Source organism: Planctomycetota bacterium (assembly GCA_035574235.1).
GTDB lineage: Bacteria > Planctomycetota > MHYJ01 > MHYJ01 > JACPRB01 > DATLZA01.
Map to the genome: position 1 here is coordinate 1 of DATLZA010000113.1, position 23,757 is coordinate 23,757.

The following is a 23,757-nucleotide window of genomic DNA, read 5'->3' on the forward strand; positions in this document are numbered from 1 at the left end:
GCTTTTCCAGGGCGTCGTCGCCTGCATCCATTCGGACTTCCGGCTGGGCGGGCTTCGGCCCGGAGAGACCAAGCGCGCGCGCGGGAAGGTCTACCTCATGGAGAACGACCCGGACCGTCTTCTGGCGCGCTACCGCCGGGACTTCCCCGCGCCGGCCGGGTCCGCGCCCCGGTAGCGCCCGCCCCGACGGCTCCCGCACGACCGCTCGAGCTTGACTCCGGGACGTCCTCCCCCTAATATATAGGAGTCCTATATGAATGACGACGTCCGTCCTTCCGCGCTCGCCCGGTTCGAGCGGGCCTCGGGCTCCCTCGACGAGCGTCTTTCCGCCGCGCTGGCCAAGGTCGCGCTGGCGGCGCGGCACGATCTTCGCCGGGCCGCGGCCCGGGACGGCCTTTCCGCCGTGCAGGCCCAGATCCTGGCCGCCCTCTCGCGGGAGGGCGCGCTCGAGATCGGCGCCTTGGCCTCGCGGCTGGGCCTCACGCAGCCCACCGTCAGCGATTCGGTGGCCGCCCTTGAAGCCCGAAGGCTCGTGCGGCGCCGGCCCGACCCGGCCGACCGGCGGCGCGTGCGCGTCGAGGCCTCCGCGGCCGGACGCCGCCTGGGAGGCCGCCTCGTGCTCTGGCCCGAGCTTTTCCGCGAGGGACTCGAGGGACTTTCCGAGGCGGACAAGGAGATCCTTTTCCGGACGATGCAGAACGTGATCGTGAGCCTGCTCGACCGCGGCGCGATCCAGGAGGCGCGGATCTGCCGCACGTGCGCCTGGTTCCGGCCGAACGTCCGGCGGGACCCGCGCCGGCCCCACCTGTGCGCGCTTGTGGGGCTTCCCCTGGGGCCGGCCACGCTGCGGGTGGACTGTCCGGACCACCGTCCCGCCGCCGCCCCGCCCCGAGGAGGACGCGCATGAACCGGCCGTGGATCGTGATCCAGCACGTGCCGTTCGAAGGCCCCGGGCTGTGGGCGGAAGAGGCCGAACGCCGCGGCATCCCCCTGCGCGTCGTTCGAACCGACCGGAGCGACCCCGTTCCGGACCCGTCGGGGCTTGACGCGTTCGGCGGGCTCATCGTCATGGGAGGCCCCATGTCGGTGCGGGACGCTCCGCGCCTGAAGCACCTGGATCTCGAGCGCCGGCTTCTGGCCGAGGCGGCGCGGCGCGGGATTCCGGCCGTGGGCGTGTGCCTGGGCGCGCAGCTGCTGGCCTCGGCGTTCGGCGCGGAGGTCTATCCCGGACCGGCGCCGGAGATCGGCTTCGGCTCCGTCCGGCTCACGGAGGAAGGACGGCGCGATCCGGTGCTCGGACCGGAGGCGGAGCTTCCGGTCTTCCACTGGCACGGGGAGACCTTCGATCTTCCGCGGGGCGCTGTTTGGCTGGCCCGTTCGGAGGCGTATCCCCACCAGGCGTTCCGGATCGGCGCGAACGCCTACGGATTGCAGTTTCACGTCGAACTGAACGCCCCTCTGGCGGAAGCGTGGGCCCCGCATCTGCCGGAGGGCGTCCGGATCGTGCCCTCGGAGCGCGAATCGGTCGAGCGCTCCGGGCGGCGGGTGATCGCCCGGTTCTTCGACCGGGCGGCGGATCGACCGGAAAGGAGCCGATCGACATGACGAAGGCGACCTTCTATCACGCCGGCTGTCCCGTCTGCGTGGACGCCGAGCGGCTCGTGGCGGAGGCGATCGACAAGTCGCGCTACCAGCTCGAGGTGGTCCACCTCGGCCGGGACAAGGCGCGGATCGCCGAGGCGGAGAAGGCCGGGGTGAAGTCGGTCCCGGCGCTCGTTCTGAACGGGAAGCCGTACCACATCAACTTCGGAGCGTCGCTGGCGGATCTGCGCCGCTGAGCCTCCTCGAACCGCACGGCGGGCCCCCTCCCCCCGCGAGGGGGCCCGCCCCCCGGCGGCCGTCTCCGAGAACCCCATGGACCGCAGGATGGACTCCGCCGGGAGGGCCGGCCGTGGAGCCGGGGAGAACGGCGTGCGGGAAAAGGCGGCGCTCGGGCCGTGAAGCCCCGCGGGAGCGGATCGCGCGCAGGAGCGTCGCCACCGCGCAACGCCCCATCGCGAACCAGTCCGCGTCATGACAGGCCAGGCCCGCCACCGGCTCGCCCCCGCCCCCCATGACGCTGAGCTCGCCGGGGACGCGCACTCCGCGCCGGCGAAGCCCGCCCACCACGAGCTTGGCCAGCGTGTTGTTGAAGCACAAAAGCGCCGTCGGCCGGGGATGCAGCCGCTCCAGCGTTTCGATCACCTGCTCCGCTCCGGCCGGGGTCAACTCGACCGACATCTCCCAGACCCTTCGGCGCGGGAGCCTCGCGTCCCGGAGCCCCTGGCGATACCCGCGCAGCCGCCAGGGGTTCAGGTCCTCCCGTCTCCAGTGCGCGTACGCGATCCGGCGGTGGCCGAGCCCCGCCAGGTGCGCCACCGCCGCCCGGGCTCCCTGGAAGGAGTCCTCGCGCACCGACCCGACCCGCGGGAGATTCAGCTCGTGGTCCAAAAGCATGACGGGCACCCCCAGCCCCAGCGCGCGCCGCACGAGCTTTTCCTCCCCGAAGGACGCGAAGATGATCCCCCGGAGCTGCGCGGTTCTCAGGAGCCGCTCCAGGGCCTCGTCCATCTCCGCGGGCGGCGCATGACGAAGCAGGAGCTCGTAGCCCGCACGGCCCGCCTCGCGCAGGGCCCCCTGGAGCATCAGGCCGCTGATCGTAGGCGTGACGGCTTCCTCTTTCCCTCGGGCGGAGGGATAGTCGGTCTGGAGGTACGCCAGCGCCCGCGCCTTTTCGGGCGCCCGAAGCCGGAGCGAGGGCGGCTCCAGCAGCGTCCCGCGACGCCGAATCTTCACCAGGAGCCCCTCGCGCTGGAGCGCCTCCTGAGCCAGCCGCACCGTCTCGCGGCTGACTCCGAGCTCTTCGGCCAGATCCACCGCCGGCGGCAGACGGTTGCCCGGGAAAAGCCCCTGGGCGATCGCCTCGCGCAGGATCCGCTCCGTCCGGCTCACCAGGCTCAACGGACGCTCGATCCGCGGAAGCTTCGGTCGCCTGTCCGCCGCGTTTCCCACGGATGCCGCCTCCTGAACCGGACCGCCCGACCGATCGTCCGCCCGGATTCCCAATTATACAATCATCTTGTAAATATCGCGCCGCCTTTCCTTCCGTGTAGGACTATGTTGGAAGCTCCATGCATGCGCTCGGAGGTGCCGGATGAGGTTGCTCCTGCTGGCCGTCTTGTGGGCCGGGTTTCACGGCGTCGCGCCCGTGAATCGCCGGGCGAACGGGGCGCCCGGGGGCGACATCCCCTGCGACGCCCGCCTCCGGGAGGGACGCCTGCGGGCGGCCCCCGAAGGGCTCAAGGTGACCACCGACCGCACCGTGGATACGAGTTCCCTCGAATCGATCGTCCGCGACGTCGTGCGCCTGGCGGACGCCGCGACGAACGATGAGAAAGCCATCGCCCTCCACACCTGGCTCCACCACACGATTTTCCACGCCCCGTATCCCGTCGAGACCCCGCCCCAGTCGGTGGGGCCGCTCAAGGTGATCAAGGTCTACGGCTGGGGTCTCTGCGGCGGACAGCATACGGTGCTCAAGGCCCTTTTCGAAACCGCCGGCTGGAAGGTGCGTTACCGCGGATGGAGCAACCCGGGCCACACGACGATCGAGGTCTTCTACGACGGCCGCTGGCACTACTTCGACGTCTTCCTGAAGTGCTACTACTGGACGCGCGACCGGAAGACGATCGCCGGTCAGGACGACATCAAGGAGGACCCGGGGATCGTGCGGGAGGCGCCGCAGGAAGGCCGGGTGCCGCCGGATCACTACCTCTGCTGCGGCGACGATCCCGAAGGCGTGGTTCAGGGGTGCAAGACCTCCACACCTTATCCACCCTCCCGACCCGAGGACGGATGGGCTTCCGTTACGGGACGCGACCGGAACTACGCGCCGTCGCTGCGGCTTCCGGCGGGCGCGACGATGCGCCTGGAGTGGCGGGGCGAGCCCGGCCAAGCGGCCGTGCCGCAGCGCTCGCAGCACTCCTGCGGCATCAGGGACTTCCGGAACGACCGGACGCTGGGGCCGATCCTGGAACACTACGGACCGCGCAATCACTCCAACGGACGCCTGATCTACGCGCCGGACTTCTCCCGAGCCGCCGACATGGCCGATATCGCCCTCGAAAACGCCCAGGCGAAGGCAGGAAAGATCGTTGCGCCAACGGCCGGGAGCGCGGTTTTCAAACTGCCCTTGCCCTATCCTTATGTCACGGGCCGGCTCGAAGCGGAGCTGGAGGGTCACGGGACCTTCTCCATCTCCACCGATGGCGGCCAGTCGTGGTCGGAAACGCCGGGGGGCGACATTTCGGCGCGGATCCGGCAGAAATATGACGTCTGGATCAAGGCGGAGTTTTCCGGGGCGCTTTCGAAGCTCCGGTTCGAGGCGGTCGTCCAGCACAACCGCTCCGCTCAGCCGTACCTTCTGGCCGGCTCCAACGTCGTCACCCTCTCCGCGGCCGAGGAGCTGCCTCCGGACCGCACGGTCCGGGTGACCTACGCCTTCCAGGAGGCCACCGCCGCCGAAAAGAGGACGCAGTTCGACGGATCGGGGCTGAGCTACGGCGAACCGCGGACGGTGAGCGAGACGGCCCGATCGCTGCCCCACCGCTGGCGGATCGACGTCGGCGGCAACACCCCTCCGAAGATGCTTTACCTGGAGTACGCCGTTCAGGCGCGCTGAGGAGGCGTCATGACGGTCCTGGGATGGTTGCTCTTGCTGGCGGCTCCGCAGGAAGATCATCCGCTGAACACCTGGGTCAAGCGCACGCCCGTCGAAGCGACCCCCGTGTCGCCGAGGCTGGGCTACGAAGGGGACTGCGTCTGGTACGCGCGGCAGGGCGTTCTTCTGCGCTACGGCGGTCACAATCAGGGAGGCGGCGGGGAGCAAGGCTCGGAAGTATGGATCTTGGATCCCAGGAGCTGGGCGTGGACGCTGAAGGAGCCCAACACCTCCCCTCCGGGGGTCTGCTGCGTCCAGCAGAACATCTACGACCCCGCCCGAGGGGTCTACCTCCGATTCCCCTCCTTCAGCGGGGGCCACGGGTGGCAGTGGCATCGGGAACTTTACCTCAATAACACGAGTGTCTGGGCTTATGAGCTGGAAACCAACCTTTGGAAGAACCGGCGTCCCCTGCCCGCCCCGCCGATCGCGCCGCTGCGGTGCGCCTCCTGGGACAGCGACCACGAAGTCGTCGTGATCTTCGGAGGGGAGGGAAGCCGGGAGGGCACGCTCGTGTACGACCCCCACGCCAACACCTGGCATCGAATGAAGCCCGCCCGCCAGCCGGAGTTCCGTTCGGGCGGCCAGATGTGCTACGACGAGGCCCGAAGGCTGCACGTCCTCTTCGGGGCGCAGTTCAGCCGGGACGACGCGACCTGGGTCTACGACCTCCGGAAGAACGAATGGAGCGCGCGCCGGCCCGACCCCCTGCCGCCCGCCGACAGGAACGACGCGGTCCTGGCCTACGACTCGGTGAATCGCGTGGTCCTGGCGATCGTGAAGGTGACGGAGGGCAAGGACGAAGACGCCCGGCACCGTCTGGAGACCTGGGCCTACGACGCCGGCGCCGACCGGTGGACGAAGATGAACCCCGCCCGCGAACCCGACCCGTCGGGCAACCGCGCGCGCGATCTCATGTTCGTCCCCGAGCACAATCTCTTCTATCTCGAGAACTGCCCCGGCAGGCCCCGCGAGCAGCAGGTCTGGACCTACCGCTACGCGGCGGGACGGCCGCCGGAGCCGATGTCGCTCCGCCTGAGGACGCGGAAAGACGGGGCCGAGCTCGTCTTTCAGGGACCGCCGGGGAAGCATGCGGTGTTTCGCGGCGAAGGGCCGCGGCCGTGGGAGGCGGAGTTCCGAGAAGTCGGCGTTTGCGAGGCCGGCGCGCCGTTCGTGGATTCGGGGCTCCAGCCGGGAACCCTTTATCACTACCGCGTGGGCCGCGCCCGGGGACGCACCCAGCCGGCCCTCGTGGAAGACGTGGTGGTGTCCGTGCTTTCCCGCGAGGAGGTGGAGGTTTCGTGGAAGCCTCCTCCCGGCGATCCCGCGGTGGGGTACCATGTCGAGCGCGCCGCGGTGGAGGTCTATTCCGAGGACCAGCTCAAGCGTCTCAAGTCCCGCACGCCGCCGCTGGAGCCGCCCTCGGTGGGCGCGATCCGCAAGGTGGGGCCGTTCCGGCGGCTCACCGAGGCGCCGGTGGGCGGGACCTCCTTCACGGACCCCGTGAATCTCGAGGCGCTTCCGAAGATCGACGGCGATCCGGTGTTTGACGCGCCGTTGAATTCCGAACAGCTGGACCCGGCGGGGCGGCCCTGTCGCTTCGCGGTCTACGCCTACCGCGTGCGGGCCGTCAACGCGCTCGGGGTCGAAGGCGGTCCTTCGCCGGCGGTCTTCACGCTTCCTTCCGCGCCTCAGTGGCTCTTCTCCAGGGAAGACGGAGCGAGCGGCCACCTCAAGTGGGCGGGGAACCCCGAGAAGGCGATACGGGGCTATCGCGTCTACCGCATGGACGGAAGGTGGGACAAGGACACGGTTTCGCGTCTCACCCCCGAGCCGATCGCCCGGACCTCCTTCCGCGACCCCGAAGCGGCCGGAAAAACGCGCCGCTATTACGTCGTGGCGGTGGACGCGATCGGCCAGGAGGGGCATCCCTCGGCGCCGGTCTGGTACGAGCGGGAGTGGAAAAAGTATTACGAACCGTTCGTGGGAGAGTGGCACCAGTGACGGTCGCTCCGTCGCGGCGAAAGAGATTTCCCGAGGGAGACGGGACCATGGTCATCGATCGGCGGACGTTCCTGAGCTGGAGTCTGGGGAGCCTCGGGCTGGCTCTGGGTCAGGAAAGCCGGAACCCGCTGGCGGGTCTGCCCTCGCCGCCCGGACCGCATCTCCGGGGAATCCAGGCGCTCGGGGACAACCAGTGGCTGGAGCTGGGCTCGCCGGCGCCCGATCCGCGCTGGGGCCGGGCGCGGGGGCGGAGCTGGACGAGCGAGATGCCGCTGGCCTCCGAACTTCGGGGGGCGTTTCTCTTCGGCGAGGGCGTCCACGGGTACACCAAGCCGGACGGGCACTACATGGACGACCTCTGGTTCTACGACCTGAACGCCCATCGCTGGATCTGCTGCTATCCCGGGGCGGACACGAAAACGCTGGACCTCGTGATCGACGCGGACGGCTTCGAGGCCACGCAAGACGGCCGGCGGATCCCCGTGGCTTCGCAGGTTCACGGATACGAGATGAACACGTACGATACGCACCGGCGCCGCTTCATGAGCATGCCCAATCCCGGCGGCTACGAGAAGTCCGCGCTCCCGCAGCGGGCGCGATGGTTCCGACCTCCGCCGTCCGATGCGAGCCCCTGGTTCTTCGAGGCCTCCACCGGCCGCTGGAACCGGCGGCGCACCGGCACGCCGGGGCCCCCGAGCGGCCACGGGGACACGCTGATCTACATCCCCTCGAAAGAACGGGCCTTTTTCGCCCACCGGAGCCGGGACGTGTGGTTCTATGATTGCGTGGCCGACGCCTGGCGCCAGGCGCGCCCGTCCGGTCCTCCGCCTCCCTTCGGCATCGACGCCACGTCCTGCTACGATTCCAGGCGCGAGCGGATCTACATCGGCGGCGGAAGCTATCCGGTCGCGTCGGGCCCGAACGCGCTGTGGATCTACGATCTGAAGACCGACGCGTGGATCGACCCTCGGCCCCAAGGCGCCCCCTGCCGGGGCTCGAACAGCTATCCCACGAAGAACGCCGTCCTGGCGTACGATCCGCACCATGACCGGGTGCTGCTGGTCATGCACTCCGCGCACGACGACCGGCGGGAGCGCCTGGGGGTCTACGTCTACGACCCGGAGGCCAACGCGTGGGAAGGAGAGGGATTCCCCGTTCCCGAGAAGCTCGGCGCGAACGGGCAGGCCAAGAACGGCTTCTACGACCCCGAGCTCAACGCGGTTTTCATCCATTCGGCCGGCGACAGCCGCGACGACGGAACGATCTGGGTCTACCGGTACCGGAGGAAGTGATGCGGCGCGGAGCGGCCTGAGGAGAGTCCGGAGGACGCCGGCGGGGCTTGGAGCGGGCGACCGGATTTGAACCGGCGACCTTCTCGTTGGCAATTCCGCTGAAGGGGGCCACGCAGCGAAATCGACGCGAATTTTACGCCTCGCAGCGCACGCAAGGAAGCAAAAATAACCCTGCTTGTCACCACGGCGTCACCATCGCTCTTCTCGTTGTCGGGGAGAAAGTCGTCTCCTCGTTTGTGCATTCCCGCCCGTGCGCAAGCGAGGGCGGCTCTTCGCCGGGCGGCGGCCCGCCGTTTCTCCTCGAAGCAGAAGGGCGTTTGGCTCCCCGGTCCGCCCCCGGGCTCCACCCGGGGGCGGACGCAGCGGCGTCCTTCTCGTCAAAGGCGCATTGTTTTGCGAGATTCCGGAAGGTTTCTGCTCGAATGGCGGAGTTCCCGCGTCTTCTCGAAGAACGCGTGCTCCAACGCCATCTCACCCCGTGGCGCGTGGATCGGCGCAAGATGCAGACAAGGGCGTGGAGGCGTTCGAAAACTCGCCTGCGGGGAAAATGAACGCCCTGGCGTACGTCCTACGGAGCTTCGAGGACGGCGCAGAGACCGCGATGATTGCCCCCCCCTTCCGCCGCGCCCCCCTCCGGTTGGGGGGCGGGCGGGGCTACGAGGGGTATTGAGAAGAAGCTGAACGAAGGGGTGGGCACCCTGCCCCGGAGAAGAGCCCTTCCAGTTCAGATAATTGACTCTCCTCGAATGCGGCGAACGTTCCCCAATGTTGCATGATTTTTGGTGTAGACTAACGGAAGTCGGCACAGCGAGATGGAGAGGGTTCGTTCCCAAACGCAGCAGGTGAAGCGATGGAGGACGGTCAAGAATGTGGACTGGCTAGCCCCTTCGGGAGCCCGACGGAAATTAGGGCAACCCCCAAGAAGAGGGTGAAACGTCTAAGCGGGAGGTCTGTATGAACTTCAGAATCATCCTGGTCTTGCTCATCATTCCAAAGGTGCTCTCAGGGCAAGTTCCTCCCACGGAAGAGGATGCAAAGAAGGCGGAGGCGATACTTTCGAACAACCCCGAAGATGCTTCCGCAAATCTCGTACTTGGCAAATATCTTGCGTTCGTGAGAGAGGATTGGGATAGAGCCGTTTCCTTCCTTTCGAAGGGATCCGATCCCGCTCTGAAGAGAGCAGCTCTTGAGGAGCAGTCTCCTGTGCAAGACGGACAACAAAAGGTTCGGATCGGTGATGCTTGGATAGATGCCACGAAAAAGTTTCCTTCATTTCGTGAGGAGATATACGGAAGAGCAATTTACTGGTACATGAAAGCACTTCAAGATCTCGATGAAGTCGGAAGAATGAAGCTTATTGAAAGAGCCAGGAAAATGTCCGCCTCCCCTGGCGGAAGAGGGGTTATCAGGGGTCAGGCGAGAAATTGGGATCCGTTTGCAGGAACCGGTTCATCTCTCGATGGCACGTTTTCTCATTCTGGGCGTGTTTCGGTAAGAATTTCATCCGAAGTAAAAGCACCGAGGCCAAACTTTCCAAGGATCAAAAGCGAGTCCATTCTTGTTCCTGTCGGCGCTAAAAAGGCTGTGCTTTCGGCCTGGGTCCGGAGCGAAGGGACAGAACCGAATCGTGATGCGCTCCAAGTTGGGTTCTGGGATGCAGGCCGAAACGGTATCACGCAGGGGGGACCGATCATACCAGCTGATCATCCATTTTGGGTTCGTATTGATAAAACGGTTGAGGTTCCTGAGCAAGCATCCCGGATGGAAGTTTGGGTTGTGATGGATTCCACTAAGGGAACAATATGGATCGATGATGTTTCTCTTGTGGTTGCTGGCAAAGAACTTCTTAAAAATGGCGGATTTGAAGAACGGTGAGTGCTGGGGATGCTTGGGGAATGTCCTGAAGCTCCCTGCATTTGAAGGAAGGGCCTCTGAACCCATAGCGCAGCCGATTCGTCGGAAATTGGAGAAAACGAAGGAAGGGATGGATATGCGGCATGCGAAAGGGGGGGCAGGACGCTCGCGAAGCGAGGGTCGCCAAGTCGTGCATGAGGACGCTCAACGCCTCCCCTATCGGTCACCCTCCGGGCGGAGGGTCAAGCGGCGTGACTACCCTTCTTTCTTGTCCGGGAAACCGGGGGCGGTACAGATCCCTTGCTGTTCCAGAACTCGCCTGCGCTGTTTCCGAACGGCGTGGGGTTCGTTCTACAGGTCGAGGACGGGCCTCGCCCTTCAACCTCTTTCGATGGCCCAGTATAATGGATCGTATCTCAGCGGAGGAACACTGGATGGACCACAGGGCGGTCGAGTACTTGGAATTGTCCGGCGGGATCGATACGGCGAAGCGGTTGATCGCGCGCAATCTGGACAAGTTGGATCTTGATGAACTTGATGACGCCAAGAAGGCAAGGCTCAAGAATGCTGTCCTTACACGCTTCCTTGAACGGTTCAAGGAAGGAGCGGCGAAGATCGTTGAATCCACATTCCCCTCGAATGTGCTCGACGAAGCCTTGAAGATCCTCAAGTCGGAGGTGGGGCGGAACATGACCTTCTACAACGTGATGGCCGAGTCGCGCTTGGCCGACTTGGCTGAGAAGGAGATCAAGAAGGTGATCGAGGAATTGGAGAAGGAGGAAGACGAAGAGGAGCGGAAGCGCAAGCAAGAAGAGCGGAAGGACAGGGGAAGCAAAGGAAAGAAGTAGGAGGGAGCACATATAGAAGGGGATGTCCTGAAATCCGTTAGGTTTTGAAGGAGGGGCCTCCGGCCCGATACGATCGGACCCGAGGTCGACTGAAGGTGCTCCCCCGCCGGGAGCAGATCGAGGAGGAGATACGCTGCTCAGAGTCGAGCGGGCCGTTCAGGAAACGATCGACCGCTGGACCGCCGAACGGGAGGGATCGGCCCCTGGTTCAGAAAAGGCCCTCGGTTCCTTGAGGCGTTTGTGAACGGTTCCGACCGAAACCCCCAGCGCTTTGGCGATCCGGCGGACGCCGAACCCGCGGGCGCGAAGCTCCCGCAGGAGTTCCCAGTCAATGGGAAGAGGCGTCCTTCCCAGGCGTTCCCCCGCCGCCCGCTTGCGAGCGAGCGCCGCTTTCACCCGTTCGCTCTTCCGGGCGCTTTCCATGCCGGCAGCCCACCCGGCCAGGAAGGCCATCACCTCCCCGAAAGGACCTCCGCTATCGAGCCAGGGTTCTCGACAGGAAACGAGCCGCACTCCGGCGGCCTTCAGCCGCCGGAGGAGCGACAGAAGATCCACCGGATCCCTCGAAATCCGATCCGCCGCCCAGACGACGAGCGTATAGCCCTTGAGAAGTCCCGCTTCGGCATCCCGCAGGAGGCGCTCCCGCTGGGGTAGCCTCGGACGCTCCGCCCAGGCGGATCCTACGTCGGCATAGTCATAGCGCGGATCGAGCGCCAGCCCCAGACGGCCGATCAGGTCCTCCGTATCCCGATCCTGGTTCTCGATCTTCTCCGAGGGATCGCTCACGCGCCGGTAACGACAGGCCTTCATCCCTATACCTCCTGAAACCGGCACAAGCGGCACAAGTGGCACAGGCTGTAATCTGGCACTAAGGGCTTGGTGCTCAAGCGCTTTCATCCGAAAGACTCATGGTTTTGTGCCGGTTGTGCCACTTGTGCCGCTTTGTGGGGGGTATACCCTCCTTGAGCCGCTTGATCACCCGGTCCCTGTAGAACTCCAGAAGCTCGCGCATTGCTTCGTGTCCTTCGCAGGAAGGGCCGTGAATCGCACGCTCCGCCTGCACGAGCTCCTCGAGCACGGCGTTCATGACGGCTTCGACAGCTTTCACCGTCTTATCCCTCCTCCCCCGGCTCCCGTTGGCGCGCAGGCGGGCAGGACGCCTCACCCTCCCGCCGGGCCGTCCGGACCAGCTCCCGAACCGCCTGGTTGACCTTCTCCCGGACCACCCTTCGGGCTTCCTTGACCAGCTCCCGCTCCTCGGGAACCGGCGGCTTCGAACGTGCCCTTTCGTACGCCTTGCCGAGGTGGTCGAGGACGGTATCCGTGGAGGCGTCCGGGATGATGCCGCGGTCGTAGAATTCCTGAGCCAGTTCGTCGGCGGGGACGCAGCGGGTCTTCCTGCCGTGCAGCGCCCTCGGCAGACGGTTCCGCCATTCTTCGAGCGTCATGCCGCCCGGAAAGCAGACGCCCCCTCGGTTCCGGACGTCTTTGATGAGCGCCCGATCAAGCTCGGTGGTCTGGCGGTGCTCCTCCCGAACTTTGCGGAGAATCTCCTGGGCTACCCTCTCGGGACACGCCAAGGCGATCCGGCGGAGCTCACGAGCGGCGAGTTCCCTTTGCGCCGCCTGACCCGCCCGGCGTAGCTGCATACGGCTCATGGGGTGCCCACCTGCCCACTGCCCACCGTGGGCACCTGGGCACTGGGCACCCCCCCTTCCTGGGGGGTGCCCGCCTGCCCCGAAAGCTCCGTAGCGCCCGGCGGCATGGCAGCAGGTTCGTCCGTCCCCCGTGGCAGGGCGCAGATCGGGCGGATGGCCTCCAGGCGCCGTTCCGCTTCTTCCACCTTGCGCAAGAGCACCTCTCGTTCGACTTCGGGGAGCTGCCGCACCGCTTCGCGCGCCGCCAGCACCGCCGCCTGGAGTTCGCTCTGCCGGCCGCATTCGGTGGAGAGACGCCCGAAGGCCGAGGTGGTGCGCACGCGGAAGCGGGAGATATCCTTTTCGAGCTTTCGGACCTTCGCTCGCGCTATAGACGCTGAAATGAACGCCGGGACGAGACCCATCTCGGAGTTTGCGCGCTTGAAACGCGCGTCCAGGCTTGAGAGCCGGAAGGGGGAGTCCGTCATAAGCAGCGCCTCCTACGAGAGAATCGCAAGGTAAGCCGAATTACACCTCTGGCAAACAAGACGAGGGAGGAGCCCCTGCCCGCACCCAGGGCAGGGGCTCCGGAGGGTGGCCAGCGCATTCGCGAGTCTTGCGGTTTCCCATTTCTGGCGTTCGACTTCGGCCTCGAGGGCTTCAAGGCGGCGCACAAGCTCCGGAAGAGGGGCGCGCCTCTGGGATTCGTACCGATCGAGAGAGGCCAAGGTCTTGGCTACGCGGGCTACTGCTGCAGGATCCCTCCCCGAGCGGATGATTTCGTCGCCTGTGCGGCCGTCGAGGAACGCCCTGGCGATCTCGACATCCTGAGGATCCTCGAGAAAGCTGGCTGAGGAATTTTTGAGTAATTCCGTGCGGAATTTTTGAGGAATTTCCCCATCCGAATTCCTATAGGGAATTTCCCCACCTGTCCCATTTGGGACATCCCGGAGGTATCGGGCTACGGTCTTCCGGTCCTTGCGGAGACGTCTCGAAATCTGAGCAATGCTTAAGCCCTGGTCCCGCAGGTGGGCTACACGTTCCTTGAGCGTGGGAGTGCCCATGCTCATGACATCACCTTCTTCCTGGAGCGCTTCGGAAGGGCGGCCTCTTCCGCGGCCGCTTCCTCGGCTTGGGCCAGGAGGATCTCCTCCGGGGGACTATCGATGAGCCGCTTGTTGCACCCTTCGGGGCATTCGAGAAGCCGGAGCTGGGTAAGTTTGCGGATCGCAGCCAGGTGGCGGTAGGCGTTCCAGTAGTGCTCCAGATTCCACCCGCAATCACTGCACCACAGCGCCACCAACCCCCTTCCGCATGCCCGGCAGGCGATCCAGCGTGCCGCACGGCCGTACTTGCGGACCGTGACGAGTCCGAGGCCGAGTTTGGAGAGGAGGAGGGAGGAAGAATACCACGGGGTCATGAGCTCGCCTCCTCGGGGGTGGCGGAGCTGGCAGGTGGCGGCGGAGTGGCGGCGGTCGCGTCCGCCGGCGGCGCGGATGGGCAGTCCGTGGTGGGCGACGTGTGGGGACGTCTGGGCCGCGCGGCGTACGCCTCCCACGCACGCCGCAGGTCTCGGACCGCGTAGCCGCGCACGGTGGTCGTGCACACGCGCGCGTGGACGGGCGCGACTCCATATGCCGCCAGAATCCGTGCCAAGCGGTGGGGGGTCATGCCGCCCCGCCAGTCCGCCCAGGGTGCGTCATCTATGGCGGACACGGCCCAGACAATGTCCCGCGTCGGCCATACATCGACGCCCACGGGACACGCCGCCTGCAGCTCCCTGAGCAGCCGCACCCCGACGTCCACCTCCGCGGCCGCGGCGGTGCGCTCCGCCTCCGAGGAGAGCCGGACGGCAGCCCGCCGCAGGCGCGCGGGCCACGGTCCGCCTGCGACCTCCGCAATCGCCAAAAGCGGCGTCCATAGGTCCGCAGACCTGTCAGACAGCTCCCTCGGGATCCGCGGCCGCGCCGCTCGGATGGCGTCCGCCACGGACTCGACCCACCGGCCGATGTGCTCGCGGATGGACGCATACCGGGCAAGTATGTCCCGCGTCGCGCGTGCCATTCCGCGCGGCCGGCGGTGGCGCACGAGCTGGACCTCGATGCATCTGGACAGGAGTGCGGCCTCCCGCGGACGACCGATCATGGCGATCGCCACGGGCGCGAAAACCTGATAGTCCACCGTGATCCATGCGTCGTCGCGCCGCACGCACCGCGGGACGGTGCCGTCCGCCTCCCACCCCGCGTCCATCACGGCCAGGAGATCGGGGTGCGGGTCCTCCAGGACGTGGTGGCCCTCGTCGATGAGGATCGTGGCCGGCCCCACCTCCAGCCGCCTCCATATGCTGGCCGCCGTAGGAGCTATCATCGGCCGGCCCTCGTCCGCAAGTGCCGCCACGACCCTCAGCAGCGTCGTCTTGCCGGAGGCCGGAGGTGCGGTCAGGAGCAGGCGGGGCGACACCTCGACGACGCGCCGCGTGGCGGCGAAGGTGTGGACGACCCACGCCGCCACCGCGTCGGCCTGGGCGGCGTCCAAGACCACGTGTCGGCAGATGATGGCGCGCACGACGTCGAGGAGTCGGCGGCCACGATCGCAGCTCATGGCATGACCTCCTTGTGGCTCGGAGAGGAGGGTGCAGGCGAGTGGGCGGCCCCGCCGCCCCCGGGCTCCACCCGGGGGACGGCGGGGACCTCCCCGTGGCTGCCTATGCCGAGCCATCGCTCGAGCGCCGCGCGGGTCACACGTACGTGCCGGCGCCGTATGCCACTGCCGATGCAGACGGCAGCCAGGTTCCCACGGGCGATGGCCGCCCGGAGCGTAGCCGGTGAGACCCTCGCGATCGCGGCGGCCTCCCGGACCCGCAGGACTCCGCGCTCTAACATTGCGCTGGACGCCCTCGAAATCCTCCGCTATCTTGCGGTGGTGCAGCGCCGCACCACTCGACGCCGGTCCCGCGTGCCCGAATACGTCCTTGCAGAGGACCGCTGGAAGGCCGTTTCGGAGAAGTTCGAGAACGCAATCGAAGTGCTGAGGCGGCATTTCATCCCTCGCAGCAACTCCTGGAGGTATCTAATCCTCCCGAAAGGTCATAATGCGGGACCTTTCGTCGTGCCACCTCGCGGCGAGGCGGATCCTCGCGTACCATGGGATTCGCCCCAAGCCGCCCATGCCGCGCTGGGGGTTCTCCTTACGTGGCTCATCACGGGGATGTCGACCCGAGAGTTGGCGCGGAGATGCCACGTGTTGATGCGGACCGTCGTGCCTAGAGGCGATACCCGAACTCGTCTTATCCGCTTCAGGAGGGACGCATGTCAGTTCGTGTTCGGGACGTCGGACTTGGAAAAAGTATTTGATAAATTCAGCCCCCTCCGCAAAAAAACGAGCAAAGACATTGCCCCCGGAGATCGGGATCTGCCCCCCGCGGAATGGTGGAAGAGGCATAGCCATCTTTTGCCCCCGGAGATCGAGCGCAGAACTTCACGCGGAGTAAAAGTCCGAGGGCGCGAACTGGCAGTGGGGGATTCAAATATTCTCGACAGCCTGGTGTACGAAAGGATCAAGTCCAGGCATCGGAGATGAGGGTGCGTGGCCGCCGCGCCCGTGGGCGGACGCGGCGGCCCGGAACTCCGTCCGCTACGGCGCCGTCTTCGGGGCCGGGACGACGACGGGAGGCGCAATCTGCACGCTGCCCATGTAGTGGCGGGCCAGGACACGTCCGTCCCGCCAGCCCCCCAGCCTCACCAGAACCGGCAACGAAACGTGCGGCGCCGTCGCGGTCGCCCAGGACCGCCGGAGCGCGTGCGGCGTCACTTCCTCCGGCCGCTTGAGCCCCGCGCGCCGGGCCGCCAGGATCATGTCCCGCCTCACATTGTCCCGTGACAATTTGGTCCCCTTCGAGCTGGCGAAGACCAGCCCCCCGCCGGAGGCGAGCAACCGCCGGCGCAGTACGGCCAGCACGGCGTCGTTCGCCTTGATCTGGCGGTGTTCATAGACCTTCGTCGATCGGATGGTGATCAGCCCTCGCTCCAGATCCACGTCGTCGGCCGTCAGCGACAGCGCCTCGCTGATCCGACACCCTACGTTCGAGAGGAAAACGACCAGGTCCCGCAACGTCTCGTTGGCGCATGCGGCGGCGAGCTTCGAGAGCTCCTCGCCGTCGAGAACCCGCTTGACGTGAGTCGTCACGGGAAGCATGCGGAGATGCTCCACCGGATTTTCCCGGACGTATCCGGAAAAAAGCGCCCAGCGGAAGAGAGAGCCCACCCGCGAAAGGTGCGTGTTGACCGTGACCGGGGAGTACGGATGGCCCTTCGGGCTCTTCGACGCCAGGAGCGCCTGGCGGTACGCCTCGATGTCCCGCCGGGTCACCTTGTCGAGAAGCGTGAGCTTCCGCTCCCTGCACCAGGCGGCGAAGCGTCCGAGAATGTTCCGAATGCTCCGGCGGGTGCTCTCGTTCTGGCCTCCCCGGGCGGGGCAATAGTCCTGGAGCGCCTGTTCGATCGTGTACGTCGCCGATCCGGCGATATTCCAGCGCCGCCGCACGATGTCGTCGGCCAGCTGGCGGGCGATGGAAAGCGCCCGGTGCCGGTCGGCCGTCTTGAGGTTCTTGCGCGTCCGCTGTCCGCCGCCGGTGACGTCCAGCCACCAGCTGCCGTGATGCCACCGCAGCGTCACGCCGCGGTCCACAGGGATGGGACCGAACATATGAGCCTCCAATCCAGCCACGGGGAGGCCCCCTTTGTCCGGCCTACGAGTGTGTCACCCGGTTGTCACCACTCCGTAAAAACCCCTTTAATGGAGCGGGCGACCGGATTTGAACCGGCGACCTTCTCGTTGGCAACGAGACGTTCTGCCACTGAACTACGCCCGCTGATCGACGCCGCGTGGCCGGGTCGTGCGTCGATATCTAACACGCCCGCCGCGCCCGGTCAAGCGTTAACCGCGGCCACGCCCCCGCGCCGGCGGCTTCCCCTGCTTCCGGCCGGCGGCCTTGAGCACCTCCGCGGCGCGCCGGGCGTCCTCCTCGCGGTCGAACGCGAAGTAGCAGACGTATTTCCTCCCCAGGACCGACGCGGCCAGACCGCGAAAGCTGATCCCCGCCTGACCCAGAGCGTCCGCCATCGCGTGGCCCGCGCCCGCCCGGTTGTCCCCCTCGACGCGCAGCCCCGCCAGGTCCGCCGCCCGCGACAGCCCCGCCGCCCGCGCGGCCTCCTCCGCCCGCCCTCCCTTCACGGGGGCGACGTAAAGCACCCCCCGGCCGGGCTCCTCCGGTGTCCGCCGCGCCAGAACGAACTCGAGATTCACCCGCGCCCCGGCCAGCGGCCCCAGCGCCCGGGCGGCGCCCCCCGCCCGGTCCTCGATCTTCGCCACCCAGTACTCGACCGGCGTGATCTTCAACGGCATGGCTTTTCCTCCATCCGCCGCCCCCCGCCGCGGCACCCCTCCAAGATAGTCCGATCCGCCTTCCGAAATAAATGGAAATCCCGACCGCCCAAGTCCTCGACACGCCGCCCGGCCCCGGATACGATCGGCTCCCATGAAGCCGCGCTTCCCCGATCGCGTCGTCCTCATCACCGGCGCCGGAAGCGGCATCGGCCGCGCCGCCGCCCTCGCCTTCGCCCGCGAGGGCGCCCGCGTCGCCGTCAACGACCTCTCGGAACCCGCCGCCGCCGAAACCTGCCGCCTCATCCGCGCCGAAGGCGGCCGCGCCGAACCCGTCCCCGGCGACGTCTCCCGCCCCGACGACGCCGCCCGCACCGTCGGCCGCACCCTCGAACTCTTCGGAGACCTCGACATCCTCGTCAACAACGCCGGCATCGGCGCCTCCGGCACCGTCCTGACGACGCCCGACGAGCGCTTCGACGCGATCTTCCGGGTCAACGTCAAGGGCGTCTGGCTCCTCTCCCGCGAAGCCCTCCGCCTCTTCGTCCCCCGCCGCCGCGGCGTCATCGTCAACACCGCCTCCATCGCGGGCCTCCGCGGCATCCCCGACCGCGCCGCCTACACCGCCTCCAAACACGCCGTCGTCGGCCTCACCCGCGCCATGGCCCTCGACCACGTCAAGGACGGCGTCCGGGTCAACTGCGTCTGCCCCGGCACGACCCGCACCCCCTGGATCGACCAGCGCCTCCAGGAAGCCCCCGACCCTCAGGCCGCCCTCGCCCAGCTCGTCGCCCGCCAGCCCATGGGCCGCCTCGGAACCCCCGAAGAAATCGCCGCCGCCATCCTCTTCCTCGCCTCCGACGAATCCAGCTTCGCCACCGGCACCGCCCTCGTCGTCGACGGCGGCTTCAGCGCCTGAGACGGCGCGTTTTGCTTCCCCCGCCGTATCCCCCGTGGTACGCTCCTTCCCCATAACCGCCCATATGGGCCGTTCCGGGGAGGTGGGTATGGGTTCGAGGCTCGGCATCCTTTGCCTTTTCGCCGCCGCGGCCGCCCCCGCCCCTCCCGACACCCCCACGATCACCGAACCCTCCGTGGACGGCCAGATCGTCGCCCCCGCCGACGTCCACATGGAAGCCGCCGCATACTCCGACCCCGACGGCGATCCCCACGCCTCCAGCGACTGGGAAATCCTCCCCGCCACCGCCTCCGAAACGGTCTGGCAGGCCCACGACGCCGCCGGCCTGCTCCGCACCCACATCCACCTCGCCGACGGCTCGTTCGTCAACTCCTACGCCGGCCGCACCGAACTCGAGCCCGACCGGTCCTACCTCCTCCGCGTCCGATTCCGCGACGCCTCCGGCCAGGCCTCCCCGTGGGCCGAACGGACCTTCCGCACCAGCCCCGCCGGCACGCCCGGCCTTCCGGCCCCCATCCCGTGGGCCCCCGCGCGGTACGGTTACCGCATCGAGTCGGTCGCCTCCGGGTTCCAGCTCCCCGTCACGATCGCCTTCCATCCCTCCCCCGGAACCGCTCCCTCCGACCCTCTCTTCTACGTCACCGAACTCTACGGGACGATCAAAGTCGTCTTCCGCGACGGAACCGCCGGAACCTACGCGAGCGGACTTCTCAACTACGACCCCTCGACCCTCGGCAGCTTCCCCGGCGCGGGGGAACAGGGCCTCACCGGCCTCTGCGTGGACCCGGCCACGGGCGATCTTTTCGCCACGATGCTCTACCACGACGCCGCCGCAAAAGCGCGCTACCCGCGCATCGTGCGCCTCACGAGCTCCGACGGCGGCCGCACCGGCTCGGTCGCCGCCGAATTCCGAATGCCGGGCGAACCCCAGGGACAGTCCCACCAGATTTCCACGATCTCGATCGGCCCCGACGGAAAGCTTTACGTCCACAACGGCGACGGCTTCGACCCGAGCACCGCTCAGAACCTCGCCTCCTTTCGAGGCAAGATCCTCCGCCTCAACCCCGACTTCACCGCCCCTCCGGACAATCCGTCCTACAACGCCTCCGACGGCATCACCGCGCGGGACTTCGTCTGGGCCTACGGCGTCCGCAACCCCTTCGGCGGTCGCTGGAGCGCCGGCGGGGAGCTCTACATGGTCGAAAACGGCCCTTCCATCGACCGCCTGGCCCGGATCGTCGCCGGCCGCAACTTCGGCTGGGACGGCACGAATTCCTCCATGCTCACCCAGGCGATCTACGCGTGGAACCCCTCCCACGCCCCGGTGCATCTGGCCTTCATCGAACCGCAAACCTTCGGCGGAAGCGGCTTTCCGCCCGAGATGATGGGCCGCGCCTTCATCACGGAATCGGGCCCGACCTACGCCACCGGACCGCAGACGCTCGGCAAACGGATCGTCGAATGCGCCCTGCCGGCAGGAGACACCCCGCTTTCCGATCCTCCGCGCCTCTTCGCCGAGTACATCGGCACCGGCAAAGCCACCGCCGTGGCGCTCGCCGCCGGCCCCGACGGCCTCTACTTCAGCGACCTCTACCGCGACCAGGGCGCTTCCTCCCCCAAGGACGCCGGCGCGAAGATCTGGCGGATCCGCTACGCCGGAACGCCCCCCGCCGGTTCCGGCTCCGGCGCGCTCGCCGAATACTTCCCCACGCCCGACCTCTCCGGCACCCCGGTCGTGCGGCGCGACCCGACGATCGACTTCAGCTGGCCGGGCACGACCGCCCCCGCCCCCGGCCTGCCCGGCGACGGATTCTCGGCCCGCTGGCGGGCCCGCCTGCGCCCGCCGGTCTCGGACACCTGGACGTTCGTCACGGACTCCGACGACGGCGTGCGGCTCCGGCTGAACGGCCGGCTCCTCATCGACAACTGGACCGATCACGCCGTCACCCAGAACAGCGCCTCGATCGATCTGGTCGGCGGGCGGGCGTACGATCTCGTCCTGGAGTACTACGACCGGACCGGCGACGGGCGCGTCCGGCTCCGCTGGGTCTCGGCCGGAAATCCCCTGGAAACGATCCCGGCGGAACGCCTGGAAGACCCCTCCGCGCCGGCGGACGGCCCGGACTCCCGCTCCCGCTTCTCGTGCGGGCTTCTCGGAGCCGAGGCGCTGCTCTTCGCCGGGTTCGCCGCCCGCGCGCTCAGACGTCGACGTCGCAGAGCGCCACCGCCTGACGGAGCGATTTGAGCGGATCCGGGCGCTTCGGAATGAATTCGTGGGCGTAGTAGCCCTGAAAGCCCGTCCGGAGCACCGCCCGCGTGATCGCCGGATAGTTGAGCTCCTGAGTCTCGTCGATCTCGCCGCGTCCCGGGTTGCCGCCCGTGTGGTAGTGCCCGATCCAGGCGTGGTTCTGCTGGATCGTGCGGATGACGTCCCCCTCCATGATCTGCGCGTGGTAGATGTCGTAAAGAAGCTTCACGTACGGAGAATTCACGGCCTTCAGGATCTTGAAGCAGTAGGGCGTGTTGTCCCCGATATAGCCCTTGTGATCGACTTTCGAATTGAGAATCTCGATCACGATCGTCACCTTGTGCTGCTCGGCGATCGGCTTGCACCGGTTGAGGCAGGCGACGGAATGGTCGATGGCTTCCTGATCGCTCATGCCGGGCACGCGGTTGCCGAAGAAGCAGATGACGTTCGGCACTCCCTCGGCGGCGGCCTTGGGAATGTTCTCCTCGAACGCGCGCACGATCCGGTCGTGATGCTTGGGGTCGTTGATCCCGTCGGCGATCCCTCCGGCCCCCACCATGCCTGTCGTGACCACAAGGCCGTGGTCCTTGACGATCTTCCATTCGTTCGGGCCCACGAGATCGATCCCCGCCATGCCCATTTCGGCGCAAGCCTTGGCGAGTTCCGGCAGAGGGATCTTTCCGAAGCACCAGCGGGCGACCGACTGCTTCACCTTGCCGATGCGGACGACCTTTCCTCCCTCCTGCGCGGCGGCGGACAGCGCGGGTCCCAGGGCCAGCGCCCCCGGAGCCAGAAGCGCGGCGCGGCGGGTGATTTCCATGGTTTTCTCCCTTCCCTCGAAAACGGACGGCATTAGACTATACGGGCGACGACGAAAACGTGTCCACGAATTTCCGGGAGCACCTGCCATGAGAATCGCCGCGCCGGCCGCGATCGTGACGATTCTGGCCGCCTGCGGAGGGACGCCCGAAACCGGACCTCCCGCCCGCCGCACCCACGTCTCCATCCGGGGAAACGCGTTCTTCCTCAACGGCCGCCCCACCTACGAGGGCCGCAGCTGGCAGGGCTACATGATCGAGGGCCTGCTCCTCAACGCCCGGCTCGTGCAAGGCATCTTCGACGACCTCAACCCCGAAACCCGCGACCGCTGGGCCTACCCCGACACGGGCCGCTGGGATCCCGAACGCAACGTCCGGGAATTCCTCGAGGCGCTGCCCGAATACCGGCGCCACGGCCTTCTGGCCTTCACCCTGAACCTCCAGGGCGGCAACCCCCGCGGCTACGGGGGCGACGACCTCTACCATAATTCCGCTTTCACGGAAACGGGCGATCTCCGGCCGGAGTACCTGGCGCGTCTGGAGCGCGTCCTCGACCGCGCCGACGAACTCGGAATGGCCGTGATCCTCGGCCTCTTCTACTTCCGCCAGGACCAGCGCCTGCGCGACGAGGCGGCCGTCCTCCGGGCCGCGGACGCCGCCGTGGACTGGATCCTCGACCGGGGCTACACCCACGTCCTGATCGAAGTCAACAACGAGTGCAACATCCGGTACGACCACGCGATCCTGAAACCGGACCGCGTCCACGAACTCCTGGAGCGCGTCAAGAACCGCCGCCGCCACGGCCGCGGGCTCCTCGTCAGCACCAGCTACGGCGGCGGCACCCTGCCGGGGGAAAACGTCGTGCGCTCGGCGGACTTTCTCCTCCTGCACGGCAACGGCGTGGACGATCCCCGCCGGATCGCCGACCTGGTCCGCCGGACGCGCCGGATCCCGGGCTACCGCTCGATGCCCGTCCTTTTCAACGAGGACGACCACTTCGACTTCGACAAGCCCATGAACAACATGATCGCGGCCATCAGCGAATACGCCTCCTGGGGATACTTCGATCCCGGCAAGAACGACTACGAGGACGGCTTCCAGTCGCCCCCCGTGAACTGGAGGCTCACCACGGACCGCAAGCGCGCCTTTTTCCGCAAAGTGCGGGAAATCACGGGGCACTGAGGCCGCCCGGGGAGGCGGACCCGCCGCGACCTATTCGCGGGCGCGGCTGTAGAGCGAGAATACGTAAAGAAGCATCCCGAGCGCCGAGACGAGGCCCGCCACGTAGGTGAGCGCCGCGGCGTCCAGAACCCGCTTGACCTCGGGAAGCTCATCCGCCGTGACGATTCCTCCTTCGCTCAGGACCGCCAGCGCGCGCCTGGACGCGTTGAATTCGACGGGAACCGTCACGAGCGTGAAAAGAAAGATCGCCCCGTATCCGAGGAGAGCCCAGAAAAGGAGCGTCTTGCCCAGCCCCGGCGCGCTCGCCAGGAAAAGCCCTCCCAGAAGAAGCGCGATCTGGGCCACCCAGCTTCCCACGGAACAGACGGGCACGAGCGCGCTGCGCATCATGAGCGGGAAGTACCCGCGGGCGTGCTGAATCGCGTGGCCCACCTCATGGGCCGCCACCCCCACGGCCGCCAGCGAGTCGCTTTCGTAGTTCGCCTCCGAAAGCCGCAGCGCCTTCTCGAGAGGATGATAGTGGTCGCTCAGGAACCCGTGCGTGGGCTCCACCTTCACGTTCCGGATGCCTTCCGCCTCGAGAATCTCCCGCGCCACGCGGGCCCCCGTGAGCCCGCGGCGGGAGCGGATCCGCGAGGCTTCCTGATAGGCGGAGTGCACCTTGGCCTGCGCCCAAAGCCCCAAGAGAATCCCCGGAAGGGCGAACAGGAAATAGACGGGATCGACGTAGAGCATCGTTTTTCCGTCTCCTCGAATCTCCGATCTTTTAACGGGCCGGCGGGGTTCTACATTCTCGCGGCGCGCGGAACAAGGC

Annotated in this window: 22 protein-coding genes and 1 tRNA gene; 11 read left to right on the forward strand and 12 right to left on the reverse strand. The window is 67.2% G+C overall.

Features of this window, described 5'->3' with window-relative positions; genetic code table 11:
• Positions 1 to 253: 253 nt before the first annotated feature.
• From VNO22_10235 to VNO22_10245, 3 genes are read left to right on the forward strand one after another with little or no spacing between them, the layout of a single operon-like run.
• On the forward strand, positions 254 to 907 hold the full coding sequence (locus VNO22_10235; GenBank protein HXG61745.1) for a MarR family winged helix-turn-helix transcriptional regulator: 654 nt from the start codon (positions 254 to 256) through the stop codon (positions 905 to 907).
• Positions 904 to 1,605: a type 1 glutamine amidotransferase gene (locus VNO22_10240; GenBank protein HXG61746.1), complete on the forward strand. Its 702-nt coding sequence runs from the start codon at positions 904 to 906 to the stop codon at positions 1,603 to 1,605. Before VNO22_10235 ends, VNO22_10240 begins: the two co-directional genes overlap by 4 nt.
• Positions 1,602 to 1,838 carry a thioredoxin family protein gene (locus VNO22_10245; protein HXG61747.1) on the forward strand — a complete coding sequence of 79 codons (237 nt, stop codon included), beginning with the start codon at positions 1,602 to 1,604 and terminating at the stop codon, positions 1,836 to 1,838. The genes VNO22_10240 and VNO22_10245 overlap by 4 nt, the downstream gene beginning before the upstream one ends.
• Here the strand turns inward: VNO22_10245 and VNO22_10250 are convergent.
• Positions 1,801 to 3,051, reverse strand: coding sequence for a substrate-binding domain-containing protein (locus tag VNO22_10250; protein HXG61748.1), 1,251 nt, complete (start codon positions 3,049 to 3,051; stop codon positions 1,801 to 1,803). The genes VNO22_10245 and VNO22_10250 overlap by 38 nt on opposite strands.
• Positions 3,052 to 3,193: 142 nt before the next feature.
• Here VNO22_10250 and VNO22_10255 point away from each other — a divergent pair, with 142 nt between their 5' ends.
• The 5 genes from VNO22_10255 to VNO22_10275 all read left to right on the forward strand — a co-directional run bounded on the left by VNO22_10255 (position 3,194) and on the right by VNO22_10275 (position 10,757).
• Complete coding sequence (locus tag VNO22_10255) at positions 3,194 to 4,720, forward strand: hypothetical protein (GenBank protein ID HXG61749.1); 1,527 nt, start codon at positions 3,194 to 3,196, stop codon at positions 4,718 to 4,720.
• A 9-nt stretch (positions 4,721 to 4,729) separates the two neighbouring features.
• Positions 4,730 to 6,763, forward strand: a complete 2,034-nt coding sequence (locus tag VNO22_10260) for a hypothetical protein (protein HXG61750.1) — start codon at positions 4,730 to 4,732, stop codon at positions 6,761 to 6,763.
• Between the two features lie 47 nt (positions 6,764 to 6,810).
• Positions 6,811 to 8,055 carry a hypothetical protein gene (locus VNO22_10265; GenBank protein ID HXG61751.1) on the forward strand — a complete coding sequence of 415 codons (1,245 nt, stop codon included), beginning with the start codon at positions 6,811 to 6,813 and terminating at the stop codon, positions 8,053 to 8,055.
• 954 nt (positions 8,056 to 9,009) lie between these two features.
• On the forward strand, positions 9,010 to 9,930 hold the full coding sequence (locus VNO22_10270) for a hypothetical protein (protein ID HXG61752.1): 921 nt from the start codon (positions 9,010 to 9,012) through the stop codon (positions 9,928 to 9,930).
• 413 nt (positions 9,931 to 10,343) lie between these two features.
• Entirely contained in the window at positions 10,344 to 10,757 is a 414-nt protein-coding gene (locus VNO22_10275) for a hypothetical protein (protein ID HXG61753.1), read from the forward strand.
• Between the two features lie 156 nt (positions 10,758 to 10,913).
• On the opposite strand, the gene VNO22_10280 is transcribed toward VNO22_10275, so the two are convergent.
• From VNO22_10280 to VNO22_10320, 9 genes are all read right to left on the reverse strand, one after another.
• Positions 10,914 to 11,567 (reverse strand): recombinase family protein, encoded by a 654-nt coding sequence (locus tag VNO22_10280; protein HXG61754.1) that lies wholly within the window; start codon positions 11,565 to 11,567, stop codon positions 10,914 to 10,916.
• Positions 11,568 to 11,640: 73 nt separating this feature from the next.
• Positions 11,641 to 11,865, reverse strand: a complete 225-nt coding sequence (locus VNO22_10285; GenBank protein ID HXG61755.1) for a hypothetical protein — start codon at positions 11,863 to 11,865, stop codon at positions 11,641 to 11,643.
• 4 nt (positions 11,866 to 11,869) lie between these two features.
• On the reverse strand, positions 11,870 to 12,406 hold the full coding sequence (locus VNO22_10290; GenBank protein HXG61756.1) for a hypothetical protein: 537 nt from the start codon (positions 12,404 to 12,406) through the stop codon (positions 11,870 to 11,872).
• 5 nt (positions 12,407 to 12,411) lie between these two features.
• Positions 12,412 to 12,882 carry a hypothetical protein gene (locus VNO22_10295; protein ID HXG61757.1) on the reverse strand — a complete coding sequence of 157 codons (471 nt, stop codon included), beginning with the start codon at positions 12,880 to 12,882 and terminating at the stop codon, positions 12,412 to 12,414.
• Positions 12,883 to 13,460: 578 nt separating this feature from the next.
• The gene (locus tag VNO22_10300) at positions 13,461 to 13,814 is read right to left on the reverse strand and encodes a hypothetical protein (GenBank protein ID HXG61758.1); all 354 of its coding nucleotides are present in this window, start codon (positions 13,812 to 13,814) and stop codon (positions 13,461 to 13,463) included.
• Complete coding sequence (locus VNO22_10305; GenBank protein HXG61759.1) at positions 13,811 to 14,995, reverse strand: DUF3631 domain-containing protein; 1,185 nt, start codon at positions 14,993 to 14,995, stop codon at positions 13,811 to 13,813. Before VNO22_10305 ends, VNO22_10300 begins: the two co-directional genes overlap by 4 nt.
• A gap of 1,032 nt (positions 14,996 to 16,027) precedes the next feature.
• Positions 16,028 to 17,098 (reverse strand): tyrosine-type recombinase/integrase, encoded by a 1,071-nt coding sequence (locus VNO22_10310; GenBank protein ID HXG61760.1) that lies wholly within the window; start codon positions 17,096 to 17,098, stop codon positions 16,028 to 16,030.
• 91 nt (positions 17,099 to 17,189) lie between these two features.
• Positions 17,190 to 17,264, reverse strand: a tRNA-Gly gene (locus VNO22_10315).
• Positions 17,265 to 17,329: 65 nt separating this feature from the next.
• Positions 17,330 to 17,797 carry an amino acid-binding protein gene (locus VNO22_10320; GenBank protein ID HXG61761.1) on the reverse strand — a complete coding sequence of 156 codons (468 nt, stop codon included), beginning with the start codon at positions 17,795 to 17,797 and terminating at the stop codon, positions 17,330 to 17,332.
• 133 nt (positions 17,798 to 17,930) lie between these two features.
• Between VNO22_10320 and VNO22_10325 the strand changes: the two genes are divergently transcribed.
• Together VNO22_10325 and VNO22_10330 are read left to right on the forward strand one after the other, a co-directional pair.
• Positions 17,931 to 18,695 carry a glucose 1-dehydrogenase gene (locus VNO22_10325; protein ID HXG61762.1) on the forward strand — a complete coding sequence of 255 codons (765 nt, stop codon included), beginning with the start codon at positions 17,931 to 17,933 and terminating at the stop codon, positions 18,693 to 18,695.
• 88 nt (positions 18,696 to 18,783) lie between these two features.
• Complete coding sequence (locus VNO22_10330; GenBank protein HXG61763.1) at positions 18,784 to 20,940, forward strand: PQQ-dependent sugar dehydrogenase; 2,157 nt, start codon at positions 18,784 to 18,786, stop codon at positions 20,938 to 20,940.
• On the opposite strand, the gene VNO22_10335 is transcribed toward VNO22_10330, so the two are convergent.
• The gene (locus VNO22_10335; protein HXG61764.1) at positions 20,894 to 21,763 is read right to left on the reverse strand and encodes a TIM barrel protein; all 870 of its coding nucleotides are present in this window, start codon (positions 21,761 to 21,763) and stop codon (positions 20,894 to 20,896) included. The genes VNO22_10330 and VNO22_10335 overlap by 47 nt on opposite strands.
• Positions 21,764 to 21,851: 88 nt before the next feature.
• On the opposite strand from VNO22_10335, the gene VNO22_10340 reads away from it, so the two are divergent.
• Entirely contained in the window at positions 21,852 to 22,943 is a 1,092-nt protein-coding gene (locus tag VNO22_10340) for a hypothetical protein (GenBank protein ID HXG61765.1), read from the forward strand.
• A 30-nt stretch (positions 22,944 to 22,973) separates the two neighbouring features.
• Here VNO22_10340 and VNO22_10345 read toward each other — a convergent pair whose 3' ends face one another.
• Positions 22,974 to 23,678: a zinc metallopeptidase gene (locus VNO22_10345; protein HXG61766.1), complete on the reverse strand. Its 705-nt coding sequence runs from the start codon at positions 23,676 to 23,678 to the stop codon at positions 22,974 to 22,976.
• Between the last annotated feature and the right edge of the window lie 79 nt (positions 23,679 to 23,757).

What these genes read in the sequence shown, in the direction of transcription:
- VNO22_10235 (HXG61745.1), top strand. Translation starts at nt 254, where the DNA reads ATGAATGACGACGTCCGTCCTTCCGCGCTCGCCCGGTTCGAGCGGGCC.
- VNO22_10345 (HXG61766.1), bottom strand. Translation starts at nt 23,678, where the DNA reads ATGCTCTACGTCGATCCCGTCTATTTCCTGTTCGCCCTTCCGGGGATT.
- VNO22_10245 (HXG61747.1), top strand. Translation starts at nt 1,602, where the DNA reads ATGACGAAGGCGACCTTCTATCACGCCGGCTGTCCCGTCTGCGTGGAC.
- VNO22_10330 (HXG61763.1), top strand. Translation starts at nt 18,784, where the DNA reads ATGGGTTCGAGGCTCGGCATCCTTTGCCTTTTCGCCGCCGCGGCCGCC.
- VNO22_10260 (HXG61750.1), top strand. Translation starts at nt 4,730, where the DNA reads ATGACGGTCCTGGGATGGTTGCTCTTGCTGGCGGCTCCGCAGGAAGAT.
- VNO22_10320 (HXG61761.1), bottom strand. Translation starts at nt 17,797, where the DNA reads ATGCCGTTGAAGATCACGCCGGTCGAGTACTGGGTGGCGAAGATCGAG.
- VNO22_10325 (HXG61762.1), top strand. Translation starts at nt 17,931, where the DNA reads ATGAAGCCGCGCTTCCCCGATCGCGTCGTCCTCATCACCGGCGCCGGA.
- VNO22_10240 (HXG61746.1), top strand. Translation starts at nt 904, where the DNA reads ATGAACCGGCCGTGGATCGTGATCCAGCACGTGCCGTTCGAAGGCCCC.
- VNO22_10300 (HXG61758.1), bottom strand. Translation starts at nt 13,814, where the DNA reads ATGACCCCGTGGTATTCTTCCTCCCTCCTCCTCTCCAAACTCGGCCTC.
- VNO22_10335 (HXG61764.1), bottom strand. Translation starts at nt 21,763, where the DNA reads ATGGAAATCACCCGCCGCGCCGCGCTTCTGGCTCCGGGGGCGCTGGCC.
- VNO22_10255 (HXG61749.1), top strand. Translation starts at nt 3,194, where the DNA reads ATGAGGTTGCTCCTGCTGGCCGTCTTGTGGGCCGGGTTTCACGGCGTC.
- VNO22_10290 (HXG61756.1), bottom strand. Translation starts at nt 12,406, where the DNA reads ATGCAGCTACGCCGGGCGGGTCAGGCGGCGCAAAGGGAACTCGCCGCT.
- VNO22_10340 (HXG61765.1), top strand. Translation starts at nt 21,852, where the DNA reads ATGAGAATCGCCGCGCCGGCCGCGATCGTGACGATTCTGGCCGCCTGC.
- VNO22_10310 (HXG61760.1), bottom strand. Translation starts at nt 17,098, where the DNA reads ATGTTCGGTCCCATCCCTGTGGACCGCGGCGTGACGCTGCGGTGGCAT.
- VNO22_10265 (HXG61751.1), top strand. Translation starts at nt 6,811, where the DNA reads ATGGTCATCGATCGGCGGACGTTCCTGAGCTGGAGTCTGGGGAGCCTC.
- VNO22_10305 (HXG61759.1), bottom strand. Translation starts at nt 14,995, where the DNA reads ATGAGCTGCGATCGTGGCCGCCGACTCCTCGACGTCGTGCGCGCCATC.
- VNO22_10270 (HXG61752.1), top strand. Translation starts at nt 9,010, where the DNA reads ATGAACTTCAGAATCATCCTGGTCTTGCTCATCATTCCAAAGGTGCTC.
- VNO22_10295 (HXG61757.1), bottom strand. Translation starts at nt 12,882, where the DNA reads ATGACGGACTCCCCCTTCCGGCTCTCAAGCCTGGACGCGCGTTTCAAG.
- VNO22_10280 (HXG61754.1), bottom strand. Translation starts at nt 11,567, where the DNA reads ATGAAGGCCTGTCGTTACCGGCGCGTGAGCGATCCCTCGGAGAAGATC.
- VNO22_10275 (HXG61753.1), top strand. Translation starts at nt 10,344, where the DNA reads ATGGACCACAGGGCGGTCGAGTACTTGGAATTGTCCGGCGGGATCGAT.